The 10997-nt window shown below is 45.3% G+C and carries 9 protein-coding genes and 1 pseudogene; 7 read left to right on the top strand and 3 right to left on the bottom strand.

Going from position 1 to position 10997, the window contains the following annotated elements; genetic code table 11:
- The coding region (locus tag AAFP11_RS28025; protein WP_341739971.1) for a peptidase domain-containing ABC transporter at positions 1-1724 on the top strand (1724 nt) is incomplete at its 5' end.
- Between the two features lie 95 nt (positions 1725-1819).
- The gene (locus tag AAFP11_RS28020; RefSeq protein WP_341739970.1) at positions 1820-3241 is read left to right on the top strand and encodes an MFS transporter; all 1422 of its coding nucleotides are present in this window, start codon (positions 1820-1822) and stop codon (positions 3239-3241) included.
- 53 nt (positions 3242-3294) lie between these two features.
- Here AAFP11_RS28020 and AAFP11_RS28015 read toward each other — a convergent pair whose 3' ends face one another.
- Positions 3295-3957: a Uma2 family endonuclease gene (locus AAFP11_RS28015; RefSeq protein WP_341739969.1), complete on the bottom strand. Its 663-nt coding sequence runs from the start codon at positions 3955-3957 to the stop codon at positions 3295-3297.
- A gap of 860 nt (positions 3958-4817) precedes the next feature.
- On the opposite strand from AAFP11_RS28015, the gene AAFP11_RS28010 reads away from it, so the two are divergent.
- The 3 genes and pseudogenes from AAFP11_RS28010 to AAFP11_RS28000 all read left to right on the top strand — a co-directional run.
- Complete coding sequence (locus AAFP11_RS28010; protein ID WP_341739968.1) at positions 4818-5486, top strand: hypothetical protein; 669 nt, start codon at positions 4818-4820, stop codon at positions 5484-5486.
- A 415-nt stretch (positions 5487-5901) separates the two neighbouring features.
- Positions 5902-6756, top strand: coding sequence for a hypothetical protein (locus AAFP11_RS28005; RefSeq protein WP_341739967.1), 855 nt, complete (start codon positions 5902-5904; stop codon positions 6754-6756).
- A 219-nt stretch (positions 6757-6975) separates the two neighbouring features.
- Positions 6976-7065: pseudogene (locus tag AAFP11_RS28000) on the top strand (IS630 family transposase); the annotation flags it as partial.
- A gap of 70 nt (positions 7066-7135) precedes the next feature.
- Here the strand turns inward: AAFP11_RS28000 and AAFP11_RS27995 are convergent.
- Entirely contained in the window at positions 7136-8179 is a 1044-nt protein-coding gene (locus tag AAFP11_RS27995) for a PDDEXK nuclease domain-containing protein (protein WP_341739966.1), read from the bottom strand.
- Positions 8180-8310: 131 nt separating this feature from the next.
- Positions 8311-9924: a citramalate synthase gene (gene cimA / locus AAFP11_RS27990; RefSeq protein WP_341739965.1), complete on the bottom strand. Its 1614-nt coding sequence runs from the start codon at positions 9922-9924 to the stop codon at positions 8311-8313.
- A gap of 117 nt (positions 9925-10041) precedes the next feature.
- Here cimA and AAFP11_RS27985 point away from each other — a divergent pair, with 117 nt between their 5' ends.
- Positions 10042-10380, top strand: a complete 339-nt coding sequence (locus AAFP11_RS27985; protein ID WP_340520641.1) for a 2Fe-2S iron-sulfur cluster-binding protein — start codon at positions 10042-10044, stop codon at positions 10378-10380.
- A gap of 148 nt (positions 10381-10528) precedes the next feature.
- On the top strand, positions 10529-10997 hold a 469-nt coding region (locus tag AAFP11_RS27980), incomplete at its 3' end, for an FAD-dependent oxidoreductase (protein ID WP_341739964.1).

The following is a 10997-nucleotide window of genomic DNA, read 5'->3' as shown; positions in this document are numbered from 1 at the left end:
AGAGTCAAGCATCCGCAAGTTCTCTACAGAGATGGATGCGACGCATTGGGATTTACCGCTCGATTTTGATGGAAGCATTTTTGCTAAATATAGTCTTAGGTTTGCTGTCAATTTCTTCGCCTTTTCTGGTGCAAATTCTCACCGATGATATTTTGGTGCGAGGCGATACGCAACTTTTGGCTAGTGTGGCGATCGCAGTTATAGTCATGAACCTATTTAGCAGCAGTTTAGGGCTGGTACAATCCAACTTAATTGCTCAGTTTTCACAGCGCTTAGAATTGGGATTCGTGATGGAATTCGGGCGCAAACTCCTGCGATTACCTCTGAGTTTTTACGAAAGCAGACGCAGTGGCGAAGTTATCAGTAGATTACAAGATATCCAAGAAATAAATCAATTAGTTTCTCAAGTCGCTATCAGCTTACCCAGTCAATTTTTTATAGCTGTAGTTTCTTTTTGTTTCATGCTATTTTACAGCAAAACACTAACACTTGCAGCTACAGTCATTGCTTTGTTCATGACTGCTTCTACTATAATTTTTCTACCCGTATTGCAGCAAAAAACGCGGAACTTACTTGTCCTAGAATCCGAAACTCAAGGTGTTTTAGTAGAAACCTTTAAAGGCGCGCTGACCGTGAAAACTACTGGCAGCACCCAGCAACTTTGGGAAGAATTTCAAACCCGCTTCGGTCGCTTAGCAAATCTGACTTTTCGGACTACACAAATTGGCATTCTCAACAATATATTTTCTGGTTTTGTTGGCTCGGCTGGTAGTATTACTCTGCTGTGGCTTGGTAGCGGTTTAGTAATTGAAAAGGTATTGAGTATCGGTCAATTGCTAGCGTTTATCAGCATGAGTCAAAATGTCACTAATTTCGTGAATTCCTTGGTGGGATTTAGTGACGAAATGACTCGCGTCCAGACAGCAACTGAAAGGCTATCGGAAGTCATCGACGCTGAACCGGAAACCAAAAGTGATACCAATAAACCTTTTGTACAAATTCAGAATCGCGACGATATTATTTGCAAGAGTGTTGGTTTTCACTATCCGGGTAGACTTGACTTGCTGGAAAACTTTTCGGTTACTTTTCCTGGCGGTCAAGCAATTGCTTTGATCGGCTATTCTGGCTGTGGGAAAAGTACGCTAGCGAAGGTAATTGCTGGTTTGTATCCGCTGCAATCTGGTAATATTAGAATTGGTGATTATAATGTACAAGATTTGTCTCTCGATAGTCTCAGACAGCAGGTTGTTTTGGTTCCTCAAGAAGCACATTTTTGGAGCCGATCGATTCTCGATAATTTCCGTTTAGGAAGTCCAGAAATTAGCTTTGAACAAATTGTGAAAGCTTGTAGAATTTCTGGTGCGGATGAATTTATTAGTCAATTACCTGATAAATACCAGACTGTTTTAGGGGAATTTGGAGCGAATATTTCTGGTGGACAAAGACAAAGATTGGCGATCGCCCGTGCAATTGTCAACAACCCACCCGTATTGATTTTAGATGAATCTACCGCAGGCTTAGATCCGGCTAGTGAAGCGGAGGTTTTAGAGCAGTTGTTGATGTATCGGCACGGGAAAACGACGATTTTCATCAGTCACAGGCCGAGGGTGATCGATCGCGCAGATTGGATTATCATGCTAGAACGCGGCAGGTTGAAAGTACAAGGATCGGCTGCAAGATTGCGATCGATTCCCGGAGATCATTTAGAGTTTTTGCATCCTTAAACAAGTTAGAACTTATTAGAGATCTCCAATAACCAAACAAGAGGTTATGCTGGGATAACTTCATTTCAAGAGTTGCCCAAAAAGCGGAGTTCATTTTGAAGCCAATCATTGCAAAACGATCGGAACGCACTCCTTCGGTTCGTTGGGCGCTGGCAAGCCTTTCCCTATCCATGTTGATGCCCTCGCTTGATACCAGCATCGCCAATGCTGGCTTGCCGACGTTGGCCCAAGCGTTCACCGCCTCCTTCCAGTCAGTCCAGTGGATCGTCCTCGCTTATCTCCTTGCCATCACTACCCTGATCGTCAGCGTCGGACGACTCGGTGACATCATGGGCCGCCGACGGCTGTTACTGGTCGGAATCTGTCTGTTCACGGTGGCCTCGCTCCTGTGTGGCGTCGCGCCCACGCTCTGGCTGCTGATTGCCGCCCGCGCAGCCCAGGGCCTCGGAGCGGCAATCATGATGGCTCTCACCGTTGCCCTGGTCGGTGAGATAGTACCAAAAGAAAAGACCGGTAGCGCGATGGGGCTGCTGGGAACGATGTCCGCGATCGGTACCACTCTGGGTCCATCGCTCGGCGGTCTGCTGATCGCCGGATTCGGTTGGCGGACAATCTTCCTCGTCAACGTGCCGCTGGGTATCCTGAATTTTCTGCTCGCGTATCGCTACCTGCCTGTCGATCGTCGGGGGCCGAAGAGCGATCGTCGGGGCAGCTTCGACCATGTGGGCACGCTGCTGCTGGCTCTGACGCTCGCAGCTTATGCGCTGGCTATGACGATCGGGCGCGGTAGTTTTGGTCCGCTCAACATGGCTCTGCTGTTGGCAGCCGTCTTTGGAGTCGGCCTCTTTGTGCTCGTCGAGGCGAAAGCCGCATCACCTTTGATCCCATTGGCGATGTTCCGCAATCCAGTGCTGAGTGCGAGCCTCGTCATGAGCACCCTCGTCTCGACGGTGATGATGGCTACGCTGGTTGTCGGACCGTTCTATCTCTCACGGGGGCTGGGGCTGGAAACGGCTCTTGTTGGATTCGTCTTATCGGTCGGCCCGCTGGTGGCCGCGCTGACTGGCGTGCCGGCCGGCCGCATTGTGGATCGCTTTGGCGCACAACGCATGACCATCATTGGGCTCGTCGGAATAGCGATCGGCTCTTCCGTTCTATCCATGATGCCGACGAGGTTCGGCATTCCCGGCTACATCGCCCCCATCGTCATCATTACCGCCAACTATGCACTGTTCCAAGCGGCAAACAACACCGCGATCATGATGGATATCAGCCCGGACCAGCGGGGCGTTATTTCCGGTATGCTCAGCCTATCGCGTAATCTTGGGCTGATCACCGGTGCATCCGCTATGGGCGCAGTATTCGCGATCACATCAGGGACGATCGACATCACGACGGCGCGCCCCGATGCCGTTGCCATAGGGATGCGGATCACGTTCGCAGTCGCAGCAATTCTGATCGTCGTTGCGATCGCGATCGCGATTGGGGCTTACCGCCACACATTACGCAATCGGTAATTGCTCCACAAGCAAAGTTGCTGGCGGACAAGCGATTAGAGATTGCGATCGCATCAGAATGATCTCGTTATGTATTCCCGACCAAAATTCTGCACTTCTCGCAACACAGTCAGATCCGTTTCTGTTTTTCGTAGTTCAATCCACTGATTCAACTGGTCAACGTTCACCATAGGAAAAGCACGACTGTTAACTGCATTTGTGTATTGGCTATCCTGAAGCAATTGTATGCTCAATTTATGCCGCCGATACAACCATATTTCTGGAACTTCCATTGCCCGATAAATAGACATTTTGCTGGCTGAAGAACTGGCAATATCTACTTCCAACGCCAAATCGGGGGCAAGACTTTCAGAAGCCTTTGTCTCCATCCCTTGCCCTCGTGTGGCATTTTGGATGTAGAAACAGGTATCGGGTTCAATGCCGCGATCGATGCTTTCACGATTCAGGGTGGTTGAACCAAAATCATTCGCCTCCATCCCTAACTCCATTGCCAGCATTGTAATGATTTTTGCCAGCAACCGATTGACGATTTCGTGAAGTTCTCCTGGCATTCTGATCTCCAATACTCCCTGGTTATAGGCAATGCGAGTTGGGCGATTATCTCCCAAGTTTTGCAGCAACGCTTCATAGGTTTTCCAGGTTAGCCCTGAAATGATCATGGCACTACCAGGAGTCAACTTAATTTGATTGATTGGTGTCGCGATCGCTGCGCTCATGGGTTAGCTCTCTAGCGAATAGTAATTCGGTTTCTCAATTACTCGTATTATAGCGGTTCGGGCTGTGTATTTAGATTTCACAGCGCGATAATCGTAAGGTGCGTCGCTATCAATAATCTCTCAGTAAAATCAATTTTTTGGTAGCGACGCACCCTACAAAATATCGTCAGGTGCGTCGCTATCAATAATCTCTCAGTAAAATCGCAAATCTGGCAGCGAAATCGCATTTTATAGCAACCGCCAAGGTGGTTAAGGCATTTATGCGATCGCTCAGGGAGCGGAGTCGAAGGGTTCAACGACCTTCTTCGCCTTGGCGACTGCTATAACTGAGGCTGAGTGACGTTAGGTTTAGTGTTGAAGTCGTCGGGGAAAAGTTCGAGTTGTGTCATTGTTGGTGAGTGATTCGTCAATCAGAGAGTAGCGCGTAGGCGTAGGGCGTGTTTTCAAACCCAAAGATCCCCCCCAGCCCCCCTTAAAAAGGGGGGGGAAAGAGTCTTTAAGTCCCCCTTTTTAAGGGGGATTTAGGGGGATCTAAATCTTAAGGAGTAGTTTAAAAACACGCCCTAGCCCCTCGCTGCACACTAAAAAATCACCCCTTTTTTATAGCCTCTCCATAGCCGCTCTATAGCCTGTTTAATTTTCAGGCGATCGCTCCCTATCCTTCTTCTGTTCGGTAATTTCAGGCGATCGCGGTAGTCCAATTCACCAACCGTCCACACTCAAACAGCGTCAAACCGCAGAAATGGGTTGAAATTCCTCTAAAACTGTAACCATCTATTGAAAGTCTCACAACCACTAACCAACGCTAATTAAGTTCACCCTATTGTTTAAGTATGAAAACACAGACGGACTTAAACAAAATGAACCTGCAAAAATCAGCATTAATTTTCACTCTTTCCTTAGTCGGTTTTACCAGCATGAATTCTGTCGGATTAAAGCCGGCTTTCGCTAACCAAGCTCCCGCTCCACAACATCAATATTCAGGCAAGACAACGGCTCCAGACACTCAAACCAATAAGAGTAAAGAAACTCGCACTGCTAGTTCTCCGCAGGTATCTTCCAGAAACAGCTTTCTTCCTGTAGAAATCAGCGGGATACTTCAGGGACATGGTAGGAAAAGCATGGGTGGAGGGTATGCAGAGGCAAATGCAACTTTTTACCGAAACGGATTGATTGTTATTCAAACACACGCAGTAAGTAGTTCGTATACTTCAGGGACAAAGGGTAGTGTCTTTGTTGTTGGTTCAGACAGTAAAGGTCGTGCCCTCTTTGCATCTCAAGTATTTGACATACCAACTGCTTGCAGTAAGCCCGATAGTTGTTCATCAAATAGGAGCGGCTCTAACCAATTTCAAATTAACCCTGAAGTAGCTAAATATATAGCAAAAATCGATATCTTTGTTCAAGATCGAAGTGGTGGAAGAAGCGCACGGGAAGTAGTGAACCACACTATCAAGGAAGTCTACGCAACTTATAACGATTTACCTCCTGAAGTAAAAGCTGGCATACGTTATTTGGTTTCTCAGTAAAAATGTACTATACCAACAAACCCCCCTAAGTCAGTGTTACTTAAGGGGGTTTCGTTTCCATTTAACTAATTTCCTCAACGAGTGGGGACGACGCGATCGCTATAAACAGCAATGATTCTACAAGCCGAAAAATGATGTAATTAATGGTAGTAATTCTTGACAAGCTTTAGCCACCGTTGCAATAACAGGCAGTCCCGTAACTATGTGAAGCCGATAAATCCGATGTTTGGAAAGATCCTAAATTCGTAAAAACTTGGGATTACAGAAAAATTAACAAGCGATCGTACTTTGTTGTTGTCCGCATCCTGTACGGTTTCCCCCACACAGTGATGTACAATTTTCCACATTTTATTTATCCGGTATGAAGCCTGGGAAACAGAAAAGCATTATATAGAAACTTAGAAGGTGTCTTCTGATGGCGTTTCCTATCTACTTTCAATCTCGAATCGATGAAATAGCAGACGGCGTTTTCATCCAAACGTCTTGCTCTCTAAGTGAATCCGGGGTATTGACTCTATCCACACGAAGCTGGACAAAAAATAAATTAAAGGGCGCTCGCAGTCGAGTCATCATTGTTTTACTTGATAAAAGCGGTAAGCGCCTTTGGAATACTGATACGTTCCAATGTGGGATTGGAGGAAAATACGATTTTTCTGGAAAATCAGACCGTACAATAAATCCAGATCCTATTCAAGTCCCTCAACCCTTTCTTTCACAAGTCCAATTTGTTGAGGTCGTGCATTTTGATGAGCCAACGCCTATCACTGACTACATAGTAATGTTGAACAATCTTTTCAAGATAAACACGACTTCCCAGGACACAAACACGCTCACTCACAACGGGAATATCTTTCACGTTTTCACACATACAGTCGAACAAATCGGAAACAATACCAAAATGCAAGACAACCGTAATCAAACTGTTAGTGGCTCCCCTGGAGCTATAGCCAGTATGGGAGACCATAGCACCTTTCATAATCTTATCCAGCAGTTACCTTCTTCATCTGATCCAAATAAACCGGGAATCAAAGAACTGTTAACTCAGCTAGAAACACAAATAAAATCTTCTGAAGAATTATCAGATGATGACAAAAAAGACGCTCTAGACGAAGTGAAGGCGTTAGCAGAAGCAGGTCAAAAACCTGAACAAAATCAAGATTTAGCCAATAAAGCCATCAGAGGGCTTACACGCATAGTTAAGGACTTTGCTGCATCGGCTAAGGTGGTTCAAGAATTAATCTCATTAATTAAACCAATTTTTGGTTTGTAAGTTTTACGGATTAAATTTCCCGCAATCAATTAACTCTGTTAGCTCCTAGTGAAATACTAGGAGCTAATTTTTCTAAAATTCTGTTTTGAAATTAACTCCAATAAACGGCTGATTCTCGTTAGTTCGCCCAACTTTTAATGTGGTATAGCAACCGCCAAGGCGGTTAGAGCGTAAACTGAGGATAGTCTTTTTTGTTGCGGAGCGATCGCACCACCACTTATGCCTCAACCCTACAGCTACGATCTACGCGAGAAAGTCATCCAAGCTATCAAGCTTGATGGCTTAAAAATTATTGAAGCCAGTCAACTTGATTGCTTACGGGATGCGACCCTTGGATGTCTTGCGCCTTGCGTCCTAACCGACGAAAGCGGTTGCTATATCATTCCTCCTCAATTTCAATCTCCACTGCCTCTAACTCAGCTTCTAACTGCTCAACAGTCGGCAAACTCCCCTGTAACTGTTCCGGCAAAGCCTCCCGCAATTGATAAGTCGAAACCCCGATCGGCTTATTCAGATCCCGCAAAGCATATTCCACAATCTTCTGTTTTTTATTCTTACATAAAATTATCCCAATAGTTGGCATATCATCCCGGTGTTTCAGCAAATCATCCACAGCCGAAACGTAAAAACTCATCTTCCCTGAAAACTCTGGTTTAAAGGCTTCTACCTTCAAATCAATTACCACAAAACAGCGCAAATGTAAGTGATAAAATAACAAATCAATATAAAAATCTTCCCCTTCCACCTCCAGGTGATACTGACTACCGACAAAAGCAAAACCCACTCCCAACTCTAGCAAAAAGTCGCGAATGCGATCGATTAGAGCTTTCTCTAATTCTCGCTCTTGCGATTCTTGGCTTAAACTGATAAAGTCAAAATTATAAGGATCTTTGAACAGTTGCTGCGCTAATTCTGATTGAGGGTTAGGCAGAGTCCGAGAGAAGTTTGTATCAGCTTTCCCTTGTCGCCGATACAGCCCGGTTTCTATTTGATGAACTAATACATTTCGACTCCATCCTTGCTCGATAGTCTGGCGAATGTACCACTCACGCTCAACGGGATCTTTAACAGCATCCAGAATGCGAAGATTATGACCCCAAGGAATTTGTGCAACAACCTGTTGCACAAATTGTTCATCCGGGTAAGCTTCCGCAAAACTCCTCATATATTTGAGATTGCGAGGTGAAAAACCCTTCATCTCAGGAAAAGCTGTTCGCAAGTCAGTAGCTAAATTATCTATAACTTTTGTTCCCCATCCTTGCTGCTGCTGGCGGTTTAAAATATCCCGTCCAATTTGCCAGTAAAGCAACACTAATTCGCGGTTAACAGAAAGTATAGCCCGCACTTTAGCTTGTAAAATACGTCCCTTAAGTTCCCGCAGAAAATCATGATAATCTTCTGGAATTGATAAGTTATTTGCCATATCTTAATCCCCACAGATTTTGCCTAATCATCGTCTGTAATATCAAATTTGCTAGCATCATCCTGGTAAAATCCAGTCAACGGTGAACTGTCAACTGTCAACCGTCAACCGTTAACTGTCTTCTTCCGTAGTTAATGCACCCTACAAACTAGGGCGATCGCCTCTTGATTTTCTAGCACCAAACCATACTCCAAACCTTCAACAACAGCCTGACAAGAAGCATCCAAAATATTACCAGAAACCCCAACCGTCGTCCAGCGATCTTGACCGTTACTAAACTCAACCAACACGCGAGTTTTAGCAGAAGTTCCCGCGCCACCGTCGAGAATCCGCACCTTGTAGTCTGTTAGGTAAAAATGTGCGATCGCCGGATAGAAATTAACCAAAGCTTTCCGCAAAGCCGTATCCAAAGCTGAAACCGGGCCGTTTCCTTCCGCAGCTTCCAAAATATTTGTGCCATTTACCGACAATTTCACCGTCGCTAAAGCCGCACAATCTTCGCCTACCTTATCGCAGTGAACTTGAAATCCCTGAATTGTAAACCAGGGCTGACGCTTTCCCAAAGCTTCTCGCATTAACAATTCAAAACTCGCCTCAGCAGCCTCAAATTGATAGCCCTGACTTTCCAATTTTTTCAATCTTTCCAGAATTTGGCGACAAGCAGGATCTTGGCGATCGAGTTCAATCCCAAAAGTTTTAGCCTTTGCCAAAACATTGCTCAAACCAGATTGATCTGAAATCACAATGCGGCGACAATTGCCGATTTTTTCCGGTTCTAAATGTTCGTAAGTTAGCGGATTTTTCTCAACAGCGGATACATGAATCCCGCCCTTGTGAGCAAAGGCTGAAAGCCCCACAAAAGGAGCGTGGTCATCGGGAGCAAGATTGACAATTTCGCTGACAGATCGACTAACTTGAGTTAATTTGATTAATTGCTCATCTTGAATACAATCATAACCCAACTTAAGCTGAAAATTAGGAATCAAAGAACATAAATTAGCATTGCCACAGCGTTCGCCATAGCCATTAATAGTTCCCTGTACCATCTTCACTCCTTCCTGCACAGCAGCCAAAGCATTAGCCACCGCAACCCCCGAATCATTATGAGTGTGAATCCCTAACTGTAAAGACGAGTTTGAATCGATCCCTAAAACCTCTGAAACCTCTCGCACAACCTGACTAATTTCATGAGGCAAAGTGCCACCGTTGGTATCGCAAAGCACCAGCCATTCAGCACCAGCTTGTGCCGCCGCCCTCAATGTTTGAATAGCATAATCTCGATTGTGTTTATAGCCATCAAACCAGTGTTCAGCATCATAAATAACCCGCCTTCCCTGACTCCGCAAATATTCAATGGTATCTGCAATCATCGCCAAATTTTCATCTAGTGTCGTCTTCAACCCTTCAATGACGTGCAAATCCCAAGACTTGCCAAACAGTGTTACCCAACGAGTACCAGCAGACAAAATAGCCTGCAACATTTCATCATTAGCCGCCGCCCTGGACGGTCTCCTAGTCGAACAAAAAGCCACAACTTCTGCTTGAGTTAGCGGCTGTTCTTTCAGTCGCCAAAAAAATTGTACGTCTTTAGGATTAGCCCCTGGCCAGCCACCTTCGATAAAAGGAATTCCTAAACTGTCTAACTGACGAGCAATTTGTAGTTTGTCTTCCAGAGATAGGGAGAGTCCCTCGCACTGGGCACCGTCTCGCAGCGTGGTATCGTAGATCCAGAGCCGATTTGTCATGGGGAATTAGAAATTTCAATTTGGTAATATATGAATTATCATACTAGATTAAAATCTGGGAAATAAATGCGATAATATATAGGAAAATTAATATAGATCTAATTGGGGTGAATTGCTGTGGTTAAAGTACAAGCACAAGGAAAAACTTTTGAGTGCGATCGGGGAGCCAATCTCCGTGCTGTTTTGCTAGAGAACGGCATCGATCTCTACAACGGCAATGCCAAAATCATCAATTGTCACGGTCTCGGCACTTGTGGCACCTGTGCCGTCACCATCGAGGGGGAAGTTTCCGAACCCCAGTGGCGCGAAACAACCAGACTTTCCCTCCCTCCCCATTCTCCCACATCCAACCGCCGTCTGTCTTGCCAAACTCAAGTTTTAGGGGATATTAAGGTAACAAAATATGACGGTTTTTGGGGTCAAGGTTCTGAAACAGTCTGGAAACCAACCGCCTAGATTGTTGATTTAAAAACGCAGATAAGTGAACGACACCTAAAAAGATAAAATATCCAGAGCCCTGACAATTTCTGCGAAGTCAGGGTTCTGAAACAAGATAGTTGTACGTTGAATGAGGTCAAAAGGGCAAAAAGTCCATAGAAAATTCATGAATGTATCTCAAGATATTCTGATTATTGGTGGCGGAATTATCGGTCTTTCCCTAGCAGTTGAACTGAAATTGCGAGGGGCCTCTGTGAGTGTAGTCGATCGAGATTTCAAACAAGCAGCCGCACGCGCCGCAGCGGGAATGCTGGCACCTCAAGCGGAAAAAATCCCTCCCAGTCCGATGCTGGATTTGTGTTTGCAAAGTCGCGCCTTGTATTCTACCTGGGTCGATCGGCTAGAAGAGATTACCGGATTGAAAACGGGATATTGGCGATCGGGAATTCTCGCACCAGTTTGTCAAGGTGATTGGGAAGACAAGTCATCTTTACCAAATCTGAATGCTCAATGGCTGGATGCAGATACTATTCGCCAACACCAGTGGGGATTGGGTGAAGAAGTAGTTGGCGGTTGGTGGTATCCTGACGATGCTCAAGTTGATAATCGCGCTTTGTTTAGGACGCTTCAATTTA

This window comes from Microcoleus sp. CAWBG640 (assembly GCF_020883015.1).
In the GTDB taxonomy this organism is placed as follows: domain Bacteria; phylum Cyanobacteriota; class Cyanobacteriia; order Cyanobacteriales; family Microcoleaceae; genus Microcoleus; species Microcoleus anatoxicus.
This window is presented reverse-complemented; position numbering and strand designations above follow the sequence as displayed.

Excerpts from the sequence above, each read along its gene's own strand:
- AAFP11_RS28005 (WP_341739967.1), top strand. The coding sequence starts at position 5,902 with ATGGCGTTTCCTATCTACTTTCAATCTCGAATCGATGAAATAGCAGAC.
- cimA (WP_341739965.1), bottom strand. The coding sequence starts at position 9,924 with ATGACAAATCGGCTCTGGATCTACGATACCACGCTGCGAGACGGTGCC.
- AAFP11_RS27995 (WP_341739966.1), bottom strand. The coding sequence starts at position 8,179 with ATGGCAAATAACTTATCAATTCCAGAAGATTATCATGATTTTCTGCGG.
- AAFP11_RS28010 (WP_341739968.1), top strand. The coding sequence starts at position 4,818 with ATGAACCTGCAAAAATCAGCATTAATTTTCACTCTTTCCTTAGTCGGT.
- AAFP11_RS28015 (WP_341739969.1), bottom strand. The coding sequence starts at position 3,957 with ATGAGCGCAGCGATCGCGACACCAATCAATCAAATTAAGTTGACTCCT.